We start from the raw sequence: 22,921 nt of genomic DNA, 5'->3' as shown, positions 1-22,921 counted from the left end.
AAATGTAGCAAATAATCAGCGACTGCGCTCACACAAAGCAAACGCAATTATAATCATTCTAGAGAATGATATAAAATTCAACAAATAAAGTGTTTAATTGGTTTTGGATGCGGTTAAAAAAGTTTGGTGTAAGTTATCCAGCTCAACTTGAACCTCGGTTAACGGTCGGTTGTTATCGATAATATAATCAGCTTTAAGGCACTTATCTTCCCGGCTCATTTGTGCGGCAATGATATTTTTGACTTGCTCTTGTGAGACCTTATCTCTAGCACTAGTACGTGCAATTTGAACGTCATTAGGTACATCAATTAATAATGTTTTATGACATAGCTTTTCTAAACCATTTTCAAACAATAAAGGGGCGCATAAAATGCAGTACGGGCTTGCAGCGTTTGCCAACTCTGAGAGCATCTGTGCTCGGATCAGAGGGTGTAATAACTCGTTGAGCCAGGTTTTTTCTGTTTCATCATTAAAAATGATATTGCGAAGTTTCGCTCTATCTAGGGTACCTTCAGATGATAAAATATTGCTGCCAAATCGCTCTACAATGCTTTTTAATCCCGTCGTTCCCGGCATCACGACTTCTCTTGCCACAATATCGGCATCAACTACATCAATGCCTAAACTTTCAAAATGGCGAGTCGCAGCTGTTTTTCCAGCACCAATGCCACCAGTGAGGCCCAATATCCAAGATGACATGTTATACCCCTAATAAATTCAAGTACCAGATTTTTAACGATTCACCATAAAATAGACATAACCAACCAGCAATGGCTAAGTAAGGTCCAAATGGAATAGGGGTGGCTTTGTTTTTGCCTTGCAAACTTAATTGAACGCTGCCTATAACAGCACCGACGACACTAGAAAGCAAAATAATGGTAATAATTGCTTCCCAGCCAAGTAACGCACCAAAAATGGCCAACAGTTTAAAGTCGCCATAACCCATACCTTCTTTACCGGTGAGTAATTTAAAGAGCCAGTACACACTCCATAAACTTAAGTACCCGAGGGCTGCGCCCCATAAAGCGTCGACAGGGGCTATGGTATAACCCAGAGCAGCACTTAATAAGGCGAGCCACAACATGGGCTGGGTGATTTGATCTGGGAGCAACATTTTATCAATATCAATGAAGATCAGCGCAATCAAGCCCCAAGTGATAAGGATATATAACAGCGAGATAGAAGTGGCACCAAAATGCCAAGCGACCCACAGTGAAGAGATGGCAGTCAGCATTTCTATACTTGGGTATCTCACTGAAATCGGCGTATCGCAGTATGCACAGCGGCCTTTTAAAAATAGCCAGCTCAGTATTGGAATATTGTGCTGTACTTTAATTTGCGTGTTACAACTGGGGCAGGTCGACCTTGGGGTGATTAAATTAAATGATTTAGAGTTGGCTTGTGCACTGTTGTCATCGGACTCGTGCTGCCCAAGAATGACCTTACATTCGGTTTTCCACTCGGTTTCCATCATGACTGGAAGGCGATAAATGACGACATTTAAAAAGCTGCCAATACAGGTGCTTACTAAGCCAACCGACAACAAAAAAAACCAAGGTTGTTGCTGCATTAAATGCCAAACATCTTGCATAGGAATACTCTTATTATTGTTAAACAGTGAGTTTGATTAGATAACGCTACCTAATTGGAATATAGGTAGGTACATGGCGATGATTAAACCACCTACTAAAACGCCTAGTATGGCCATAATGAGAGGCTCAAGCAAGGTAGATAAGCCATCAACAGCATCATCCACTTCTTGTTCATAAATACTGGCTACCTTGCCAAGCATGCTATCAAGTGCGCCAGACTCTTCACCAATGGCAACCATTTGTACCACCATATCTGGGAAGATTTTAGAGTTACGCATCGCCCAGTTCATTTGATTACCTGAGCTGACTTCACCTTTAATATCTAAAATGGCGTTTTTATATATTACATTACCAGCGGCACCAGCTGCCGAATCAAGTGCATCGACGAGGGGAACACCTGCTGCAAAGGTCGTTGAAAGCGTGCGCGCATATCGTGCAACGGCAGCTTTTCTTAAGATTTCGCCAATCACTGGGAGTCGCAAAATCATGCGGTCGTTGGCGTGTTTGACGTTTTTATTGCGAATGAGCATCTCTTTATATATGTATCCGCCACCGCCAATGGCGATTAACATGATCCACCAATACTCCTGCATAAACTCTGAAATACTGATCACTAAACGTGTAAATGCAGGGAGCTCAGCACCAAATCCGTTGAAGATGTCTTCAAACTGCGGTACCACAAAAATGAGTAGGATAGAGGTGACAATTAATGCCACAGTGATGACCGCGACAGGGTAAAACATGGCTTTTTTGATTTTTGATTTTAACGCTTCTGCTTTTTCTTTATAGAGGGCGACGCGGTCAAAAATCCGGTCCAAGGCACCTGATTGCTCACCAGATTGAATCAAATCACAATATAATTCATCAAAATAACGTGGATGGGCACGTAAGCTTTTTGCTAAAGGCTGCCCCGCTTTGACTTCATCAGCAATAGAGCCGACGAGCTTGCTGACACTCTTATTTTTTGCACCAGAGGCAATCATATCCAGAGATTGTACCAAAGACACACCCGCTGTCAGCATGGTCGCAATTTGCCGAGTCACAATCGAGATATCTTTTGCGGTAATCTTTTGTACGCTCTTCATGCCAAACAGGGGCTTTGGCTTGCGTTTTACTTTTGAGGGAGTAATGCCTTGTTTACGCAATTGGGCTTTGACGAGAGCAACACTGGTACCGGTCATCTCGCCTTCGAGCTTTTTGCCACGGGCACTGACACCTACCCAGACAAAGGTATCTATTTTTGCTGAATTATCTTTAGAGGAGAGAGCCATAAAACCTGTTTCATAAAATGAAAAAAGGGGCTGGCGAAAAAGCCAGACCCATAAGCGTGGTAAACCTTGTTAAGTTTAGCCGCTAGTTAGTTGCTGCTGATGCCGAGCATGTCGCAGGGAACCAATTCGGATTTACTGTACTACCTGTGTAGGTTGCAGCACAATCCCAAGAGTGAATGGAAAAGCCCGCAGTGAAATCGTCTGCATCAGCTTCTGTACTTGCTGCTGAATTTGGTGTTAACGTCAATGTGATGTCTGCTAAATCACTAGCTCCCGCGATCGTGATTTTACCCACAGCACTTACAGCTATTGATGCAACATAAGTGCTTTTTGATTTATCGGAAATATCGTCACATGTTCCAGGTGCTGTCGCCAGCTGTGCTCTTTCTTCTATACATGCTTTTGGCATGGTAGAAGATGCTAGCATTTCAGTGACTTTTGCCCGGTTAACATAATCTGTGTAAGCTGGCAGGGCTACTGCTGCTAAAATACCGATGATTGCAATTACAATCATTAGTTCTATAAGGGTAAAACCACCCTGTCGTTGTTGCGTCATGATGTGTCTCCTAAGGGATGTTAGACCCGGTGGCCGTGTTTACTTACACCAGGATTTTTTAAATTAGTTTAATGGCATTGGCCTAATTTGACTTAATTTAAAGTACAGGCTAAATGCAGTATGTACTTTTTGTAATTGTAAAGAATTAATCTATATCACTAATTTAATTCTTTTTTATTAAAAAAGTTTTGTAAATAAATGTCAATATCTAATTGACACATTTAGTTACATTTACATTACATGCTCGATTATATTATTCAAAGCGCATTGATAAATCGATGCTCTGCACGTGCTTAGTCAGCGCGCCACTTGAAATATAATCGACGCCTGCTTGTGCATACTGCGCCAAAATATCTAATGTCATATTACCCGACACTTCTAGTTTTGCTCTACCTGAGGTTAGTCTAACGGCGTTTTGAATGTCCTCAACGGTAAAATTGTCCAGCATAATGATGTCACTACCTGCATTTAAGGCCTGTTCAAGCTCATCTAGGTTTTCCACTTCCACTTCGACAGGCTTATCAGGGTGTGTACTTTTAGCCTGTGCGACAGCTTTATCAATACCACCACATGCGGCAATGTGATTTTCTTTAATTAAGAAGGCGTCAAATAAACCGATACGATGGTTTTTACCGCCACCACAGGTAACCGCATACTTTTGTAATGCTCTTAAACCTGGGATGGTTTTTCTGGTATCGAGTAGCTGCGTGTGGCTGCCATCAAGCGCTTTGACATAGTGCGCTGTGGTTGTTGCTGTGCCAGAGAGGGTTTGGACAAAGTTCAAAGCGGTACGCTCTGCGGTCAAAATTGCGCGAGCAGATCCCGTTGCGGTAAAAATACGTGAGTTTGCTTTTAATACATCGCCATCATTGACTAAAACAGTGACTTTAACGCTCGGATCTACCTGTTTAAAGACTTCTAAAATAAGGTCTTTACCACAAAATACACAGTCTTCTCTGGTGATCACATAAGCATTAGCTTGCTGTTGTTCAGGAATTAATGCTGCGGTGATATCACCTTGTGCAGCGGTTTGATGGTTAAGGTCTTCATCGAGTGCACTTTTAACAAGTTGCGAAATAAGTTCTGATTGCATAGGTAGATCATCATTGTTTTTACTACCTTAAATTCTACTTTGATTAACGCAATGAAACAATTTTCTTTAACAAAAGTCTGTATAGTTTTGCAAAATAAATTTGCCATAGTGCTTGGAAGAAATTCTTGTTATGGTAGATGCGATGCAATTTAAAATTAATTTTTATATGGAAAATCAACACCAATGGCTTAATTATGCCAATCAGAGGCTTTCACCGCATTATGATGAGCGACCCGTTAATTGTGATATTGATTTATTAGTCATTCATAATATTTCCCTACCAGCAGGTCATTTTGGCACTTCTTTCGTTGATGATTTGTTTATGGGGAGTATTAATTGTCACGCGCACGAAAGCTTTGCGTCTTTAGAAGGGGTTCGTGTTTCAGCGCATTGCTTTATTCGCAGAGATGGTTCGGTTAATCAATATGTACCCTTTTCGAAAAGAGCATGGCATGCGGGGGGGTCGAGTTTTGATGGGCGCCAAAGGTGTAATGATTTTAGTATTGGGATTGAGTTAGAAGGGACAGATAGCATTCCGTATACCCAAGCACAATATGAAGCATTGGTAAAAGTGAGCCAATCTATCATGACGCAATTTCCAAAGATAACGCCTCAGCGCATTGTCGGACATTGTGATATTGCCCCGACACGCAAAACCGACCCCGGTGAGGCATTTGATTGGCAGTACTATTTAAATTTATTACAACGTGAATTAAGAGTAATAGAGTAAAAATCATGATATTAATTTCGATATTAGTGGCATTGATCATTGAGCGCTTGGGTGCCAAGTCAACGCGTTGGCAGATTGACTACTATTTGGCGCATTATCAATCACTGAGTTATCAAAAAGGCGCGGGTGCTTGGTTATTTAAATCGAGTATTGGCGCTGTACTGTGGCTGATGTTACCTGCATTGTTAGTCGCATTTATATATAGTTTGTCTGATTTTGTTTTATGGCAGTTGGCACTCAATGTTATGGTCTTATTGGTGTGTTTTGGCTGCGCAAAATACCGTAAATCATATAAAGGGTATCTTAATGCCCTTGCTCGAGATGACAATGAAGCGGCAACCTTGTATGCCTTAAAGATGGGGCAGACTAGAACAGAAGATGAACCCAATGGGGAAACGTTTGGCCAGACATTGGCATGGATTAACTTTACACACTATTGTGCGGTGATGTTTTGGTTTGTGCTGCTTGGTGCACCAGGCGCAATTATGTACGCAGTTACCCGTGCGGTCGTTGAGGTGCTAAGAGACGAAGTTAACGGTGAACCTACAGACAGCGACAAAAGATGCATCGAACTGATGTCACCCCATGCACAGCGTTTTTCTTTGTTATTTCATTGTTTTAATTGGTTACCAGCTCGCCTTGCTGGGTTTGGTTATCTGATTATTGGCAACTTCTCAAAAGGCACGGGCAGTTGGCTCAAATACTTGTTAGATTTTAAAACTTGCAATCGCAAAGTGGTAACCGAAACGGCATTAGCGGCTGAGCAAATCGAACAGCAATACTTTGGCTGCACCTATGAAGCCGCTTGTATGATGCGTCTTGTTAAGCGCAATGTACTGTTTTACTTGTTCTTAGTCGCTGCGTTGACCCTATTCGCTGGACTCAATTAATTTTGAGACATGGCTGACTAAAAGTGTTTAGTCAGCCATTCTTTTTTGCGCTGCTGCATTTTTTCAATGAGATGTGGTTCCAAGTCCAATACTGGCATCATCACATCCGTCACATCGACGACATCACACACACCATTAACAGACCACAGTGCTTCTTCCAACCCTTTGGCTTTGTGCAGAGCATAGTGACTCACATAACGTAGTTCATTGGCTAAATGGTCCATATCAGGTCTGCCGGTCTTGGAGACATACAGGTGGCAAATAAACAACATGCCATTTTTAAGCGCTTTTTTAGCAAATAAAAACAGTTGCTCAATTGGCTCTCCAAAAGGAATACATTGAGATTTAACCCCATGATTTGGTTCATTGATTTGCTTTTCATCAAAATGAATGAAAAGGGTAAATCTGAGTGGTTTATCTTGACGTGACTTTTCTCTTAAAAGCTCGCTTAGAGGATCTGCAACATAGTTACTTGGGAACAGCTTATCAGGGAAGAGTAGTTCTTGACCGTTATGGTGTGCCAAATGAGGAAGCAAGATATTGTGCAGTGGTGACGGGTATAAGCCGTGTCCCACAGCGCCAATTTCCATGTGAGATGACTTTTTATGCAAATATAAGGGAAGCTGGCATATGCTTTTTGTAACCATATTTCTCAAAGCTGTAGAGAGTCCTGGTATTTTAGGAGCTTCTTCGCTTGGCTGCAGTTTATCTTTATTGTTTTCAATTAATGCGGTGAAAAACTCCATTGCGGTGTGTGTGACCCCCGCGACCTGCTTTACCTTGAGATTAATAATGGTTTTGGACTTACTAACTGCCATAATTTCATATCGCAGACCAGACAAGACATGTTGCTTGGTGATTTTTTGCAGATCAGGCAAGTCCAGCGTAACAAGATCGCCCTTTGTCACGTCAACAACTTGTTCGACTTCAATTTGCAGCCCCATGACGGAAAAATCTCTGGTATTCCCGCTCACGGAGAGTGTGTCTGAGATGTGTAAGGTGACACCTGTGCGGTATAAAAATCGTTTGTGAGATCTAAGGTTGACGTATTCTAAAGCGACTTTTTCTAGATGAGGTGGGTTTTTCGATTTGCCGTGACCAAACTCTTTTAAGCGATTAATGCTCTCCTGAGGATAGGATAATTTATTGCAATGTGATTTGTGTTCAGCGGTGGTAATTTCTGTAATTAGCATCAAATGGTGCACAGGCTGAATCATACCTTGAGCGCGAGGAGGCGGGCGCTTGTTGAGCTTCTCAACGTTTTTCCCTGCACTTTTTGGCAAAGATAATGGAATAAATGCATCTTCATGGTGGCTGGGCATGAGTTGTATTTTAAAAACACGCCAACTTTCTTTTTCGCTGCCAAATCCCAAGAATAAGTTTTTCAGTTCAGGTTGCTGATCTAGTTCCCAATCAAATGCCGAATAGAAGTATATTTTACCGCTATTTGAATGGGTAAATGTATAACAATAAGCCTCTTTCACAGGTGCCGATTGTAATAGCATCTTTTGTAAGCGTTTATTGTTAAATACGCTATACAAGCAAGAGGTTTTGCGTTCGTCCTCAAAGTAATAGTTAATAAACGCATTGTTTTCGTTGGTGAGCGTCATGCTAGGTAAAAGCATATTATTGATACGACTAAAAAAGACAAACAGCGAGCTTACTCTGGGTAAGTAATATTGCTCATAACCTTTGCACACCACCGCGTCCATGGTGTTGTCTAAATTAATTTTGTAGCGTCGTTTGTTACCATGAATAAAGCTTTCTAAAAACTCATCAAACCCAGAGTTATTTTCGACGAAAGTTCGCTTTAAGCGGACGTAATTGTAATCCGCATTAGACTCTTCTACTGCGACGACCTCATATTGAATACCTTCTTTCAATCCTAGTTCGAAATCTTGTTCTAACCCAACTAGACGAAGCGTGATTACATTTTTAGCCTGTACATGATAATTTTTACCCAGCTTTATTTTGGCACCGCTTAACGAAATATCTGAAGTACTTGCGGGAATAGTGGTGCCGCTTTTCAACTCAACCGTGATTTTGATTGAGTAGTTCATGCGCTCTTCTATGCGGCTTTCATAAGACGCGAAGCGGATCAATTGTGCTTCATGCTCATAAACGACTTCAGGCTTTACATCTTCTTGTTCCTGCGCATTCTTTTGCATGACTTTGTAATTGTTGTCAGTATGCATGACGGCTTCATAGACCGCCATTGTATAGCCCCCATGCTGAGCCACTTCGCGTTCAAATACGCTGATCGCTAGGTCATCCATGAAGTGCTGTTTGCCGTCATGTTCGTAGGGTTTAACATCTCCTGATACTTGCCCACGTAAATCAATGAAGCGCGCAACGGGTTGTGAGAGACGCGTCATCTCCATTTTTAGTAAAAATTGATCTGGTTTGCTCAGATGAGATGTTTTTTGTTTGAAGATAAAATCAAAATTTGGATCGCCTAAATCTCCTTTTAGGTCATTAATAAGGTCTTGATGTAATTCTAGTTTATCTTCACTCATAGCCGTTCGCAGTTTGTCCGTAGACAATGTCTCTTTGTTATTATTTCAGCCTTCGCCAATTTTATGTCAGTATAGCTACATTCTTAACTTATAAGCTTAACTGGGTTTTCCATTTAAGCAATAACTATGCCTTGATTTATATGGGAAAAAAGAAAACCGCATTTGTATGTAGTGATTGTGGAGCGGAATTTGCTCGTTGGCAAGGGCAATGTTCTGAATGTAAGGCCTGGAACACAGTAACAGAGTTTCGTGTCCCTTCTGTGAAAGCTGCGCCACGCAGTGCTGGGACCACTGGTTATGCAGGCGTTGTAGAAGCAAAAATACAGACATTAGATGAAGTAAACCTAGAATCTTTACCAAGATTTTCAACGGGTTTTAAAGAGTTTGATCGCGTTTTAGGTGGCGGGGTAGTGCCTGGCAGTGCCATCTTAATTGGTGGTGAGCCTGGGGCCGGTAAAAGTACACTGTTATTGCAGACGATGTGTTTGTTGGCGCAGTCGATGCCAACGTTATATGTCACTGGTGAAGAATCATTGCAGCAAGTTGCGATGCGGGCAAAGCGTTTAGGGCTGCCTACAGATAAATTGAAAACACTGGCGGAGACCAATGTTGAAACGATCTGTCAGTTAGCATTGAGAGAGAAGCCAGCCATCATGGTAATTGACTCTATTCAGGTTATGCATATGACTGATGTACAGTCAGCGCCGGGTAGTGTCTCTCAAGTACGAGAAAGTGCAGCTTATCTAACGCGCTTTGCGAAGCAAAACCAAGTGGCAATCATTATGGTTGGCCATGTAACCAAAGATGGCACACTGGCTGGGCCTAAAGTGCTAGAGCACTGCATTGACTGTTCAATATTACTTGAAGGCAGCAGCGATAGTCGTTTTCGGACATTGCGTGGGAATAAAAACCGCTTTGGTGCGGTGAATGAGCTTGGGGTTTTTGCAATGACGGGGCAGGGCCTCAAAGAAGTCAATAACCCGTCGGCTATATTCTTAAACCGAGGTGAGGAGCAAACACCGGGCTCGTTGGTTATGGTGATTTGGGAAGGTACTCGGCCGCTGTTGGTTGAGGTGCAAGCACTGGTTGATTACTCTCAGCTGGCTAATCCAAGGCGTGTCACCGTTGGTTTAGAACAAAACCGTCTAGCCATGCTACTGGCTGTTTTGCATCGTCATGGCGGCTTGCAGGTTGCAGATCAAGATGTTTTCGTCAATGTTGTAGGCGGTGTAAAAGTGAATGAAACAAGTGCTGATTTAGCCTTGATCACGGCATTGGTCTCGAGTTTTAAAAATTATGCATTGGATAAGCAGCTAGTCGTATTTGGCGAAGTTGGCTTAGGTGGTGAGATCCGCCCTGTGCCAAGTGGTCAAGAAAGGTTAAGAGAAGCGGCGAAACATGGCTTTAAACGTGCTATTGTACCAGTCGCTAATAAACCGAAAGAAGATATCGAAGGTATGGAAGTGATTGGTGTTTCCAGCTTAAACGATGCATTACAAGCGCTATTTTAAGGAATTACTATGAATAAAGCGGCTCTCACAGGTGTAGCACTTGCGGTTGCAGGTGGTGTGATTGGTGTTAACTGGTATGCAAACAAAACTGCCAGCGATGTTGTGGCACAGCAAGTAAAGCAGTTCTCAGAGCAAACAGGCTTTGCAGTAAACTATCAAAATGTTGATTACAGTTTGCTTAGCAATACCGTTGTATTGGAAAACATCTCGTTTAAAGAGCAAGACGGTGAGCACGCATTAATTGATATTGAGCGCTTTTCTCTTAAGGGCTACGAAGAAGGAAAAGTGAGCCCATTAACAGAGTTACAAATCACAGGCTTGTCTTTGGCTCGCGAATTAAAATCGGTTTCCGCCCCCGTAATGCCCAGTACGTTGCTCAATGCGAAATACAATTTGAATTCGACTATGCGTTATGAGGAGAGCACGGGCGACAGTCAATTTGATTTTGCCGTGTCAGCTGACCAAGTCGTGAATTTTGCGATGGATATTGCTTTATCAAATAGTAAAGACTTAATGGATTTACAAACTGATATTCAGCAGATGCATAGCCAAGGTGAGATGTCATTGGAAGCCGAATTACAAATGCAGAGTAAAATGCTCAGTGCATTGCAGTCGTTGCAACCCGTAGATATGTCTTTTTCATTAAAAAATGAAGGTGAGCTCAAAGCGTTAGTTGATGAATTATTAATGAAAAATGGTTTAGACCATGAGCAACTTAAAGCAACGCTTGCGATGCAATTGGCACATGTGCCTGCAAGTGAAAATGCCAAGCAGGCGATCCAGTCATTTGTTGCTGGGCTTTCGTTGTTAGAGATCAGCATGCAATTTCCAGAGGACACCAGCTTTATGCAATTGGGGATGCAGCTTCAGCCACTTGCTGGCAATCCACAAGCGCTAGAAGAGTTTCTTAAGCTGAAAATTGTGGGAAGATAACAAATCGCGAAAAGCAAAAAGGCGAGGTATACCTCGCCTTTTTTGTGTTTTAACTTTGTTTACTTGTCATTTAGAGCAAGCATGAGCTCTCGTTTACGCTCTAGTCTAACCAGCATCTGTTCAGCAAGTGGTTTAAACTTAGCAAGCTCTTGCTTAGGCAGTGGTAATGACTTCGGTAATTTAACCGTTCTTGGATTGCGGTGTGTACCGTCAACCAAAAATTCATAATGTAAATGAGGGCCTGTTACACGGCCTGTCGCACCCACAGTACCAATTTTTTGTCCCTGTTTAACTTTTTGTCCAGACTTTACATGTAGCTTATGCAAGTGAAGATACTTAGTCGTGTATTGGCTACCATGCTCAATAAACACATAATTACCGTTAAGGCGGTTAAAGCCAGCTTTGGTTACGCGACCATTACCCGCTGCGACTACTGGGGTACCTACTTTTGCTGCGTAATCAATGCCTCTGTGAGGGCGTACCTGCTTGGTAACAGGGTGTAGCCTGCGAGGGTTAAAATTAGAACTGATATATTTAAAATTCACTGGTGCGCGCAAGAAGGCTTTTTTCATACTGCGGCCTTCAGGTGTGTAAAACTCACCATTAGTATGCCTAATAGCCGTGTAGCGGTCACCTTGGTTCATAAATTCTGCGGCGATGATTTTTCCATTGCCAATTTCTTCACCATCCACATAGTGAGATTCATATACCAACGTAAAAGAGTCGCCTTTACGAATATCGTTGGCAAAGTCGACATCCCAACCAAAGATATTGGCAAAGTTCATGATTTGTCTTTGTGTTAGGCCTGCTGAAATACCCGCAGTCCAAAAGCTTGAGCGGATCTTTCCGCCTGCCGTTTTTTCACGAGTTTCAATTTCTTTACTGGTAATTTGCGTCGCGTACTGGCCGCTTTCGTTACGGGTGACGTAAAGCGTATCCGTTTTTGATAACACGTATTTGAGTTGAGCAAGGTTGCCCTGTGCATCACTTGCAAAGCTGAGTGTTTCACCAGGGTGGATTTTGGTCAGTTTGCGAGTTTCTTCATTGGTATTAACTAAGTTATGTAGAGTCTGGGCTGAATATCCTGCGCGTTTAAATAAAACAGCGAGGCTATCACCCGAGCGTACTTTATGATCTGCGTAATCGTAAGTTGTTGTGCTTTCTTGCTTTTCAGGCTTTTTAATCTCAGCGCTTAGCGTCGTTAATTGCTCAGGCTGTTGTTCTTCAACTTTGATTGGAAGTTCATAACGCTTGCCAACTTCCAATGCATCATCTTTATGATCTTTAGATGCAGTGGCTTTTTCTGAGGGCAGCAAGGCTATCCCAACCATCGCAGCTAGCAAGCCGACAATAAGCATTTTGTGTTTTTTGGGAAGCTTATTTACTGCAGGTACCATAACGTGCCTTTTTCGCTGTCAAGAAATTTTATGAATAATAGTGCAGCATATACGTAATAAAGCGTTAATACCAGTATTTTGTGCATTTAAACTCCGTGCAATATAGGCTAGAATCGAGCGATAAACTGAATATTGTGTTGGAGTGATAATGGTGGACATTGAAACTGCATTTGCTGAAATTAAGCGCGGTGCAGAAGACATATTGATTGAAGATGAACTGAAAGAGAAATTAAAGTCAGGGAAAAAGCTGCGTATTAAGGCAGGATTTGATCCAACAGCGCCTGATTTGCATTTAGGCCACACAGTACTAATTAATAAATTAAAAACTTTCCAAGATTTAGGTCATGAGGTCATTTTTTTAATTGGTGATTTTACCGGCATGATTGGTGACCCAACTGGTAAAAATGTCACTCGTAAGCCACTTACTCGTGAAGACGTACTTGCTAATGCAGAAACGTATAAAGAGCAGGTATTTAAAATTTTAAATCCTGAAAAAACGACGGTCGCGTTCAATTCTCAGTGGATGGAGAAATTGAGCAGTGCGGACATGATTAAGCTTGCATCACGTCAAACTGTGGCTCGTATGCTAGAGCGTGATGATTTTAAAAAGCGTTATGCTGGCGGTCAGGCAATTGCTATCCATGAATTCTTATACCCACTTGTTCAGGGTTGGGATTCTGTTGCATTAGAAGCGGATGTTGAGCTTGGTGGTACGGATCAACGCTTTAACCTATTGATGGGCCGAGAGTTACAAAAAGAAGAAGGTCAAAAGCCGCAAACAGTTCTGATGATGCCTCTGCTTGAAGGTACTGATGGTGTGCAAAAGATGTCAAAATCTCTAGGCAACTATATTGGTATCACAGATGCACCAACGGAAATGTTTGGTAAAGTCATGTCGATTTCTGATGATTTAATGTGGCGTTACTATGAGCTATTAAGTGCTAAGTCTTTGTCAGAGATTGAAGCGTTAAAAGAAGAAGTGACAGCTGGTCGTAACCCACGTGATATCAAAATTGATTTCGCAAAAGAAATGATTGCTCGCTTTCATAGTGAAGAAGACGCGCAAGCTGCTCATCAGGATTTCATTAAGCGTTTCCAGAAGAATGCATTGCCAGACGATATCCCTGAGGTATCAATTAGCATCGAAGGCGACACCACATTTATCGCTAATCTATTAAAAGAAGCAGGTCTTGTGGCGAGTACGTCAGAAGCCATGCGTATGATCAAACAAGGTGCGGTGAAGCTTAATGGTGAAGAGAAAATCACTGATACGAAGTTAGAAATCGCTAAAGGCAGCTGTGAGATTTACCAAGTTGGTAAACGCAAGTTTGCTAAAGTAACGGTAAACTAACTGTCAGGCTAGATAACCAAGTAGCGGCTGCTACTTGGTTATATCAAATTAATTGCAAACCAAATTAAAACTGTCAACCCCAACCAAAACAACCGTATACTGCCCAGCAGCTTAATCATTTGCTGTATATCATTTATCTCAGGCTGTCTATCACTACCAATTCGGATGTTGTCAAAACGCTCATGGTTGTAGAACCTCGGCCCCGCAAGCTGAACATTTAAGTTGGCTGAAAATAATGCGAGTACCCATCCTGAGTTTTTATTCGCATAATGCTGTGCATAGTGCTTTAGATAGTGATTTGTCTTCGAGAGGTTTTGTGTGAGCGCCATGATAAGGGTAAAGCCGCGAAGTGGCAGCCATTCTAAAATATAGATTACGCGTTGTACAGGTCGCATAAACGGGTGCTGTATGCTGAGCTGTTGTCGCCAACTGTGGTCGCATAGCAATAAAAGTTTGTAAACTAAAGCAAGGTAGGGCCCCGCAACAATATAAAAAATGAGGATCAGATAAAAGTGGCGTACTGTATTTAGTGCCAGAGAATCTAGGCTGGCTTTAATTATCCCGACCTCAGAGAGTTTGTCTGTATCTCTATTGACTATACTGGTTAAGAGTTGCTTTGCAGAGCCCTTTTGGCCTAGAGATAAAAGCTTTGCTATACGTTTGGCGCGTCCTTCAAAGTGAGTATCTAGGCACAAAAATAAGATGAGCCCGCCAAACCATTGAGGGTAAAAAGAAATATATGACAAAGCATAGAGTAAAACGACAAGCGTAATAATGGGTAAGGAGCAGGCCAGTACGCCGCTGAGGGTGTGGTGAGCGTCAGAATTTTTTTGCCGTACTACGCGTTTCGCTAGATTACTTGCAAGCAGAGAAAACACCGTATTAGGGTGATAGAGTTTAGATAGTTTTAAGCCAAATGCACATAAGGTAGCTAGGCAAAAGATAAGCAAGCCCTCTTGGGCTTGCAATAAAGCAAGTGTCACTTACAGAGTTACCTGTTGTAGCTCTTCAAGTAAAGCGACAACTAATTTTGAAGAGTTCACAGAAGCAACTTCTAAATATTCATCAAAAGACTGCGGTGACTCTTTGCCTGCAATATCAGACAGTGAGCGGATCACAACAAATGGCGTATTTAGTACGTGACATGCTTGTGCAATTGCTGCGCCTTCCATTTCCACGGCAAGCATGTTTGGGAAGTCTTGGCGGGTTTTTTCAATGCGCACTGGGTCGCACATAAATGAATCACCGGTACAAATTTGACCAACCATGGTTTGAATATCACCCAAAGCATGAATGCTTGCTTCAGATGCTTTGATTAGCGCAGGATGCGCTGCAAAGCCTGCTGGCATTTGTGGTACTTGTCCCATTTCATAGCCAAATGCAGTGACGTCAACATCATGATGACGAACTTCGCTTGAGATCACTACATCACCAACATTCAAAGAAGGCTCAAAACCACCGGCAGAACCTGTATTAATGACACAATCAGGTTCAAAGTTGTCGATAAGTAATGTTGTTGCTACTGTCGCGGCTACTTTACCTATGCCTGATTGTACAAGCGTTACTTCATGACCACCAAGTTCACCAGTATAAAATGTGAACCCACCTTTTGTAAGTGTTTTAGGAGATTGCATGGTGTTACGTAAAATTGTAACTTCTTGCTCCATCGCACCGATAATGCCAATCTTCATAATTAATCTCTTTGTATTTTATTTATTGCTCATTATATACATTCTTATTTTGAAAGCATTATATTGGTTGTAAAACAATGAAAGTCGCTGCTGAAATATCCAGCAGCGATTAGGGGGTTAGATTTCAGCAAGCTGTGTACTAGCTGCTTTTGCTTGAGATGGAGATAGAACAGCAGGTTTGTTGTTACGATTGCGTACTGGTTTGGTCTTGTCAGGTTTTTGACCTAGTTTAAATAAGATAGCTGCACGCACCTCAGGGCTTTTATAGCCAGACTTTATCTTCATCCTAATGTGCGGGATGCCTGCAGACTCTAATGCACCACTGACAAACCAGTCTTTTTGTGCCTTGTGGCCATTTTTATTTGAATTGTTTACCAGATCTACAGCTGCAACAATATTTAAAGTACTTTTGTCGACTAGGACATAGTCCAGTTGCTTGTTCTGTGCTTTTGTAATTGCAGAACGGCGTGCTTTTTTAGATAGACCAGGCTTGCATTCAATTACATCAACCAATTTTACTCGGCTAACAATTTTGTACCTATCACCGACTGCGCGTTCGAGAAGTTGTAAAAAAGACGCTTCGACAGTAGTAAAAACCGACTCTTTTCGATTAAACGGATAAGGATTGCCACCCACGTCGGTATATTTAGAAATTACGATAGAGGCAATAACTACGAGCGCTAAAATAGCTAAAAGTGTTAATTCCATAAATCACTCCACGACAACAATTTGACTTTGATAATTTATAAGCAAAGAGTGTGCCGAAAGTGATAAGGTGGCGTTAAAAACGATATTTAACGCCAGTTAGATGGTTAAGCTATGTAACCTTGCTCGACGCCTTTGACTGCATAGGCAACTGCATCGTGTGCATGCAGTGATTCGTAGTGATTAATTTTGACGTAAAAATCTCTGTAGTCTTGCTTATCAAGCAGTGCTTTGAGCTTTCTCGCTGCGTCCTCACAAAACATTAAGTTTTGACCATTTAGTCTTGCAAACTCTTGTTCGTCTTCTCTTTTAACTGCCGCTTGAACAGGCGTTTTAAGTTCTTGTTCTGCAATGTCAATTAAGCCCTTAATATCAAACTCTTTTACATCAGCTGGTAGTTGTACTTTGATATTAGCAATAGAGCGTTGTGAGTGTGGTGTGGCAAGGATCCCCTCAGTAGTACCAAGCCAAGCATGCACACTTTCATGGTCCAGTGGTTGACCAGCAAACTTTTCCTCAAATGCATTTTGGATAAGCTGCCTTGCTAGTGCTGCAGAGCAAGGGCAAGTGGATGAATAGGTGACATCAACGGCCAGTTCAATGCTAAGCGCTTGCTCTTTCATGGTGGCAGTGATAGTCACAGGATAGCTTTTCCAGCCTTGTTTGCCGCTTAATAATGAGGCTCTGCGCAAAGGCAGCTCGAAATTAAGGACAACTTTTGCCGCATTACTGAGATCTTTATGCGTTGTCACAAACTGGTCAAGCACAGCTGCTAATGTAGTTGGTGTCAGTGTTTGTTCACAAGAAAGTGTATCTAAAGCTAAAAACAACCGAGACATATGAATGCCCTTTGCATCAGGCTTGTCTAAACTGACAAAGGCATCGGCCTTAGCATTAACTGGGATCTCATTGAGGTCTTTACTCGCTAACTGCAGTGGGAGCTCGATATCCCCCATTCCTACCCATTCTAAAGTTCCTGTTTGCAGCGCATCTGCACTGTGCGCAATGTCCGGCATTGAAGTTGGCATTTAAACTCTCTTTAATCACGACATCAAAAATGCTTTTATATTACACTAAAACGAGTTTTTTTTCTGTGGATATTCTCATTTTGAATAAAGAAAATGTCATATATCGTGCAGTATTTGATACATTATCACATTTTTTGTAAGGTTAATTGTGTTCAGTTTTTTGCTAAGCATCTGAGACTTTTCAACAAAGTTACTCTCCTAGGTTGCTCGCATATGTGCTCAGCTGAGGTATAATAGCGGCGTTAACAAGGTGACTATTATTATGCTTGATTCTTCATTCGGGTCTTGGACTCGAATTCTTTCTAATTTGGTTCGAAAATACGGTGAGCGAAAAGCGGGTGCCATTGCTTATGTACTCGTTCTGGTCGCGTCATTGGTTTTATCCTGTATGTTCTTTTATGTGGCATTAGGTTCAGTAACACTTGTGAATGTGCTCTCTGTCGTTGTGTTTGCTGCGCTTACTTCGCCATTACTGATATCTGTTGCTGTATTTGCCATCCGTCAATTGGAAAGCTCAAAGGAATACTTAGAGTCTGCTACACAGCAGGAAAAACTTTTGAATCAGACTTTAAAAGATAATATTAATCGCCTTAACAATGAAATCGACGAGCGAAAAATGGCTCTACATGCCAAGCATCGTGCAATCGCAGAACTAAGAAATGAGATAACAGAACGGCGTAAAGCTGAGCAAGAGCTTGCGCAGCAAAGTATGTTACTAAGGTCAATTGTAGACTCCTCTCCAGATTTATTTTATTACCGAGATGAGCATGGTGTTTTCGCTGGGTGTAATAAGAAGTTTGAACAAGTCATCGGCATAGATAGTGAAGGGTTAATTGGTAAAACAGCAGACGAAATATTTGCCGATCAAGTAACGCCTAAAGTGCTTGAAACTGATACGCAAGTGAGTGCAACTCAGCAAACGCTGTCTTTGGATGTTGAGTACCCTGTAAGGGATGAAAACCGCTGGTTTGAAATGCGAAAACTTCCTTTTATCAACAATGAGGGAGAATATATCGGCTTGCTTGCATTTGGACGTGATATAACAAGCCGTAAAGAAGCAGAACAAGCGTTAGAAACAGCCTATAAGGATAAAGGAAAGTTTATCGCCACTTTGAGTCATGAGCTTAGAACGCCACTCAATGGTATTGTTGGCTTGACTAGAATGCTACTAGATACTGAGCTGACGCAGCAGCAAAAAAGTTGGTGTAATACTGTCTTTTCGAGCGCGGAAACGCTTGGGAATATTTTTAATGACATTATTGATTTAGATAAGATTGATAGAGAGCAATTAGATATTGCGACTGACAGCATTAATGTCTCTGATTTTATCAATGATGTAGTTAACTTCTCAGATTTGATCGCTGGACAAAAAGGGTTGGAATTTAAGATCCAACGATCAGGCGTTTTGGATGTCTATGCGCTTTTAGATCCAACTCGATTACGTCAAGTATTATGGAATCTTATCAATAACGCTGTGAAGTTTACACACCGTGGTAATGTGACCTTAGAGTGTCGTAGAGAAAATCGCGAAAGTGGACCTTGGCTATCTATGAGCATTATTGATACTGGGGTTGGTATATCAGCTGAGCAGCAAGATAAGATCTTTGATATGTATTATAAGGCACCAGATACAGAAGGTAATAATGCGATTGGTTCTGGTATTGGTTTGGCGGTAACCAAGGCGCTCGTCCAGGCTATGAAAGGCTCTATAACCGTTAGCAGCTTGCCTGGTCAGGGGAGTCGTTTTGATGTTGAAATCCCCTTAGAGCTATGTGCTGCGCCAAATCAGCAAAGTTATGCCGGAAGAGAGCTATATATACTGCTCGTTGAAGATGTTCCGCTTAACGCTGAAATTGCCACAAACCTTTTAGAGCAACGCGGGCATGAGGTCATCTGGGCTGAGACTGGTGAAGATGCGTTATCACTGGTACAGACAGAAGATGATTTGGATCTCATTTTATTAGATATGCAATTGCCTGACTTGAATGGCGACGAAGTAGCAAGACAGATCCGCGCGGATAGTCATTTTGATGCGCTGCCTATCGTGGCTTTAACTGCTAATGTCCGCAGTGCTGAGCAAGAGCTACAGGGGATCAGTATTCAAGGGGCGCTGGCAAAGCCAATCAACACCACTAAGCTTGATAAAATGTTGGCTGAGCTATTTGGCATAGATAGTGTCAAAGACGATGCCAATACACAGCAACAGAATACGATCGAAGTGTTAGAAATAGAGCGAAACTTGCTGGATATAGAAACGATCACTGACTTCGTTGCCTCAATGGGAGTCGATACCTTCAAACGCAGCTGTGAGCTTTTTGCTAAGCTTAACCCTACATATTGCGATGAGTTAAAAGAAGCAAATAAAGAGGGAGATGTGGCTGAGTACGGTTCGGTCGCACATAAATTAAAAGGCGCTGCGGGATCTGTTGGCCTCAAGTCTGTTCAACAACATGCCAAGGTCATGGAGACTGAATGTGAAGCTGTGGCTGGTGAAGTACGTGAACTTTGGGTAGAAGAATTGGAAGAATTAATAAGAGAAGGGCAGGCTGCCCTTCACTCATTAATTGCAAAACTCGCTGAAAACTCTTAGCGAACTATGGTTGAGTGCTATCGATTTTACCGATGAAACGGTAGCCTTCACCATGAATTGTGCTGATAAGCTCAGGTGTGTTACTGTCAGTTTCGAAGTGCTTACGAATACGACGAATAGTAACATCAACAGTACGATCGTTTGCACGTAGCTCACGCCCTGTCATGTGCTTGATAAGCTGTTCGCGGCTGAAAATGCGACCCGGAGAGTCAAGCATTAAGCGAAGAGCTCTATACTCACCTTTTGGTAGGCGCTTAGATTCACCTGTTGGTGAAGTCAAACAGCGACTGTTTTCATCAAGTTCCCACCCGTTGAAAGTGATAACACCATTGCTGTCGATAGCCGACTCTTCTGGTGTTGAACCTGTACGTGAAATTAAGTTACGTACACGAATAGTTAGTTCACGAGGGTTGAACGGTTTTGTGACGTAGTCATCAGCACCGATCTCTAAACCTAAGATTCTATCGACATCGTTATCACGACCTGTTAAGAAAATTAAGCCTACATTTTTTTTCTGGCGTAACTCACGAGCTAAGATTAAGCCGTTTCTACCAGGAAGGTTTATATCCATGATTACACAGTTGACATCGTCGTTTGCTGTCAATTTTTCATGCATATCATCGCCATCAATGGCTTCAATTACCTTATGACCTTCGGCTTCAAATAAACTAACGAGGTTCAGTCGAGTTACGTCTTCATCCTCAACAATTAGAATGACTGGCGTTTGCATTATTAATTAACCTTTTCGGAATGTTTTATTTACAAAAACTTCGGTGTTATATAATAAAACCGAATGTTAACGATTATAGGAGTATATTCAATTGTTAACAAGTAAAATCAGTTAGGATAGAACTTAGAAACTGCGAGTAGTCGAGAGAGCACTTTAAAATTGTGTTGTGCAACTTCTTGCCTGTTAATATATAACCGAATTTTACTCCCTTCTTGGACCAAGGAAGCAATCCCACCCCCTTCTAAAAATTCGATACTTTCGCCTACAGTCACCATATTTAAGGTAATTGTATCGGTCCAAGTGGATAGTATATCATCTTCCATTGTTTCATCAATGTATGTGATATCGCAGCGCTTGGAAAGTTCCCTAAACGGGTCGGAAATATTAACTTTTATTATATCTATCGGTTTACCACGTATTTTTAAGTTATTATTTTTATTTAAAATAGCACCTGGTCCATGAGTTAAATCATAAAAGCAAAATCGGGTTACTTGCTTATTTTTTTGTTCTGGAAAATCGATTAACTTTGCCATTTGATATAAAAAAGCTGAACGAATTTCATGAGGTGATTTTGCGTCAACATTTAAACTACAAAAAATAAAAATAAATGTAGCTATTAGGTACATTAATTTCATTAAATTACCCCTTTTAGAGGCAGGGTTATAATAAACTTAGTACCTTTTTTAATATCATCAGAAAGGGTTATAGTTCCACCTAAAGCTTGCGTGATTAAATTATAAACTAGGTGCATGCCCAACCCACTGCCGCCTTCTCCACGTTTGGTGGTGACAAATGGATCGAAGATACGTTTTTTTACTGCGTTAGATACGCCAACGCCATTATCTTGGTAGATAATTTCTAAAGATTGGCTATGTTGCTCAACATAAATGTGAATTTGGTTGTCTTTTAAATCTAAAAAACCATGAATAAGTGAGTTAGATAATAGTTGCTCAAAAACCTGTTGCAGCAAACCAGCTTTGGTTCTAACGGTCAGTTTTTCAGAGCAAGAGAGTTGCCAAGTGACATTTTTTATGTCGATTTCTGCGCGCATGCTGCTCACAATAGCCTGGAAAAGTTTGTTGATATTAACTTCTGAACTGACTTCTACATCTTGGCTGACCGCAACCTTTTTAAAGCTTGAGATAAGTTCTGCAGCGCGATTTAAATTACGGTAGATTAAATCTAAATTCTCAATACCATCATGAATAAAACGTTCTAATTGCTTTGATGTTAAGGTTTTTTGCTCAAAAGCTGCATTTATATCCGCAAGCTTATCTCGTAGTAGTGTTGAGCCAGTGACTCCTAGGCCAATAGGCGTATTTACCTCGTGGGCAACGCCTGCGACCATTTGGCCAAGCGAAGCCATTTTTTCATTTTCAACAATTTGATTTTGATACTGATGCATTCGCTCTAATGTATTCAGAAGCTCTTGGTTTGCCTCTCTGAGGGCGATAGTCCGTTGATTAACCTTTTCTTCTAAGTTTTGATTGAGCTGCTTTATTTCAAGCTTGTCAGCTTGATGACGTGCAAGTTGGTTTTGTGTCCGCGCGAGCATAATATTGAGGTTATTTGCCAACATGTTAACCTCTTCAATATCGCTTTTTGTTGCCCTTGCTGAATAATTATGGTTTTTAGAAACGTCTTGCAGCATTATCGATAGCGAGTCTATTGGATTGGCAATGCGCTTTTGGATTGCACGTGCAACGAATAATACCAATATGAGTACGATGAGAGTTAACGCAATGTCGACGAGTATCTTTTGATTTATATATTGTGATAGTCGCTCCAAGCCGCCTCTTACGTAGACATACCCCTCGACTTTTCCTTCGTATTCAACAGGAATGATCAGCTCAACGTAGTCTGTCGATACCTTCGGCTCTTTTAATGCTTCAATTTCGTTTACTTTCAGTGGTACTGGTGGTGTTTTACTCGCATTGTAACTGGTAAAAAAGACTGGCTTGTTGGTCACATCATCAATTGCATAAATATGAATGTTTTTAACCAATTCAACTTTGTTAAAGGATTTGAGGCGTTTTTCTTCTGTCTTTCTGTCATCAAAAATAAGGGTGATCTGGGCGTTAAAAGCGATGATTTCAGCAATCATTTGCAGCTTATTTACGATCAGCTTTTTTTGCTCTTTAACATCTAGGTAGGTTGAAATAGATATGGAGAGTGAGAGCGACAAAGCTGTTACTAACATAACAGCACTTATCAAAACTTTTCTTATACTTGTTTTTGTTGCGTGTTTTCCCATTGTGCGCTCATAAGTGGACCTCTTAACAGCTAACCTTAGTTTAGCAGCTTAGTTAAGTAAGTTAACAAAAAAGCAGACAATTC

The 22,921-nt window shown here is 41.4% G+C and carries 20 protein-coding genes; 6 read left to right on the top strand and 14 right to left on the bottom strand.

Going from position 1 to position 22,921, the window contains the following annotated elements; all coding sequences use genetic code 11:
* Positions 1 to 93 precede the first annotated feature (93 nt).
* The 5 genes from coaE to nadC form a co-directional block, all read right to left on the bottom strand.
* A complete protein-coding gene (coaE, locus tag N477_RS02795; RefSeq protein WP_063361083.1) occupies positions 94 to 699 on the bottom strand; it encodes a dephospho-CoA kinase in 606 nt (201 codons plus the stop codon).
* A gap of 1 nt (position 700) precedes the next feature.
* A complete protein-coding gene (locus tag N477_RS02790) occupies positions 701 to 1,591 on the bottom strand; it encodes a prepilin peptidase (protein ID WP_063361082.1) in 891 nt (296 codons plus the stop codon).
* A gap of 36 nt (positions 1,592 to 1,627) precedes the next feature.
* Positions 1,628 to 2,863, bottom strand: a complete 1,236-nt coding sequence (locus N477_RS02785) for a type II secretion system F family protein (RefSeq protein WP_063361081.1) — start codon at positions 2,861 to 2,863, stop codon at positions 1,628 to 1,630.
* 82 nt (positions 2,864 to 2,945) lie between these two features.
* Complete coding sequence (locus tag N477_RS02780) at positions 2,946 to 3,419, bottom strand: pilin (RefSeq protein ID WP_063361080.1); 474 nt, start codon at positions 3,417 to 3,419, stop codon at positions 2,946 to 2,948.
* 253 nt (positions 3,420 to 3,672) lie between these two features.
* Positions 3,673 to 4,512, bottom strand: coding sequence for a carboxylating nicotinate-nucleotide diphosphorylase (gene nadC / locus N477_RS02775; RefSeq protein ID WP_063361079.1), 840 nt, complete (start codon positions 4,510 to 4,512; stop codon positions 3,673 to 3,675).
* A 142-nt stretch (positions 4,513 to 4,654) separates the two neighbouring features.
* On the opposite strand from nadC, the gene ampD reads away from it, so the two are divergent.
* Together ampD and ampE are read left to right on the top strand one after the other, a co-directional pair.
* Positions 4,655 to 5,242, top strand: coding sequence for a 1,6-anhydro-N-acetylmuramyl-L-alanine amidase AmpD (gene ampD, locus N477_RS02770; protein WP_081216396.1), 588 nt, complete (start codon positions 4,655 to 4,657; stop codon positions 5,240 to 5,242).
* 5 nt (positions 5,243 to 5,247) lie between these two features.
* Positions 5,248 to 6,132, top strand: coding sequence for a beta-lactamase regulator AmpE (gene ampE, locus N477_RS02765; RefSeq protein ID WP_063361078.1), 885 nt, complete (start codon positions 5,248 to 5,250; stop codon positions 6,130 to 6,132).
* Positions 6,133 to 6,149: 17 nt separating this feature from the next.
* Here ampE and N477_RS02760 read toward each other — a convergent pair whose 3' ends face one another.
* A complete protein-coding gene (locus N477_RS02760) occupies positions 6,150 to 8,648 on the bottom strand; it encodes a PilZ domain-containing protein (RefSeq protein WP_063361077.1) in 2,499 nt (832 codons plus the stop codon).
* Positions 8,649 to 8,788: 140 nt separating this feature from the next.
* Between N477_RS02760 and radA the strand changes: the two genes are divergently transcribed.
* Together radA and N477_RS02750 are read left to right on the top strand one after the other, a co-directional pair.
* Entirely contained in the window at positions 8,789 to 10,159 is a 1,371-nt protein-coding gene (gene radA / locus N477_RS02755; protein ID WP_039611945.1) for a DNA repair protein RadA, read from the top strand.
* A gap of 9 nt (positions 10,160 to 10,168) precedes the next feature.
* Positions 10,169 to 11,092, top strand: coding sequence for a hypothetical protein (locus N477_RS02750; RefSeq protein ID WP_063361076.1), 924 nt, complete (start codon positions 10,169 to 10,171; stop codon positions 11,090 to 11,092).
* Positions 11,093 to 11,151: 59 nt separating this feature from the next.
* On the opposite strand, the gene N477_RS02745 is transcribed toward N477_RS02750, so the two are convergent.
* Entirely contained in the window at positions 11,152 to 12,489 is a 1,338-nt protein-coding gene (locus N477_RS02745) for a peptidoglycan DD-metalloendopeptidase family protein (protein ID WP_063361075.1), read from the bottom strand.
* A 151-nt stretch (positions 12,490 to 12,640) separates the two neighbouring features.
* Between N477_RS02745 and tyrS the strand changes: the two genes are divergently transcribed.
* Positions 12,641 to 13,840: a tyrosine--tRNA ligase gene (gene tyrS, locus N477_RS02740; RefSeq protein WP_063361161.1), complete on the top strand. Its 1,200-nt coding sequence runs from the start codon at positions 12,641 to 12,643 to the stop codon at positions 13,838 to 13,840.
* A 38-nt stretch (positions 13,841 to 13,878) separates the two neighbouring features.
* Here the strand turns inward: tyrS and N477_RS02735 are convergent, their stop codons facing one another.
* The 4 genes from N477_RS02735 to folE2 all read right to left on the bottom strand — a co-directional run bounded on the left by N477_RS02735 (position 13,879) and on the right by folE2 (position 17,264).
* Complete coding sequence (locus N477_RS02735; protein ID WP_063361074.1) at positions 13,879 to 14,823, bottom strand: cobalamin biosynthesis protein CobD/CbiB; 945 nt, start codon at positions 14,821 to 14,823, stop codon at positions 13,879 to 13,881.
* Positions 14,824 to 15,531: a 5'-methylthioadenosine/S-adenosylhomocysteine nucleosidase gene (mtnN, locus tag N477_RS02730; RefSeq protein WP_063361073.1), complete on the bottom strand. Its 708-nt coding sequence runs from the start codon at positions 15,529 to 15,531 to the stop codon at positions 14,824 to 14,826.
* Between the two features lie 117 nt (positions 15,532 to 15,648).
* Positions 15,649 to 16,239, bottom strand: coding sequence for a DUF2726 domain-containing protein (locus tag N477_RS02725; RefSeq protein WP_063361072.1), 591 nt, complete (start codon positions 16,237 to 16,239; stop codon positions 15,649 to 15,651).
* Between the two features lie 104 nt (positions 16,240 to 16,343).
* Positions 16,344 to 17,264: a GTP cyclohydrolase FolE2 gene (folE2, locus tag N477_RS02720; protein WP_063361071.1), complete on the bottom strand. Its 921-nt coding sequence runs from the start codon at positions 17,262 to 17,264 to the stop codon at positions 16,344 to 16,346.
* 262 nt (positions 17,265 to 17,526) lie between these two features.
* Here folE2 and arcB point away from each other — a divergent pair, with 262 nt between their 5' ends.
* Complete coding sequence (arcB, locus tag N477_RS02715) at positions 17,527 to 19,854, top strand: aerobic respiration two-component sensor histidine kinase ArcB (RefSeq protein WP_063361070.1); 2,328 nt, start codon at positions 17,527 to 17,529, stop codon at positions 19,852 to 19,854.
* A gap of 4 nt (positions 19,855 to 19,858) precedes the next feature.
* Here arcB and arcA read toward each other — a convergent pair whose 3' ends face one another.
* The 3 genes from arcA to N477_RS02700 all read right to left on the bottom strand — a co-directional run bounded on the left by arcA (position 19,859) and on the right by N477_RS02700 (position 22,838).
* Positions 19,859 to 20,584 carry a two-component system response regulator ArcA gene (gene arcA, locus N477_RS02710; RefSeq protein WP_063361069.1) on the bottom strand — a complete coding sequence of 242 codons (726 nt, stop codon included), beginning with the start codon at positions 20,582 to 20,584 and terminating at the stop codon, positions 19,859 to 19,861.
* Positions 20,585 to 20,691: 107 nt separating this feature from the next.
* The gene (locus N477_RS02705) at positions 20,692 to 21,219 is read right to left on the bottom strand and encodes a YfiR family protein (protein WP_063361068.1); all 528 of its coding nucleotides are present in this window, start codon (positions 21,217 to 21,219) and stop codon (positions 20,692 to 20,694) included.
* Entirely contained in the window at positions 21,219 to 22,838 is a 1,620-nt protein-coding gene (locus tag N477_RS02700) for a sensor histidine kinase (protein WP_063361067.1), read from the bottom strand. Before N477_RS02700 ends, N477_RS02705 begins: the two co-directional genes overlap by 1 nt.
* Positions 22,839 to 22,921: the final 83 nt, after the last annotated feature.

The sequence above is a fragment of the Pseudoalteromonas luteoviolacea H33-S genome (assembly GCF_001625695.1).
Taxonomy (GTDB): Bacteria; Pseudomonadota; Gammaproteobacteria; order Enterobacterales; family Alteromonadaceae; genus Pseudoalteromonas; species Pseudoalteromonas luteoviolacea_B.
The sequence above is the reverse complement of the archived record's forward strand: the minus strand, read 5'-3'. Positions and strand labels throughout refer to the sequence as shown.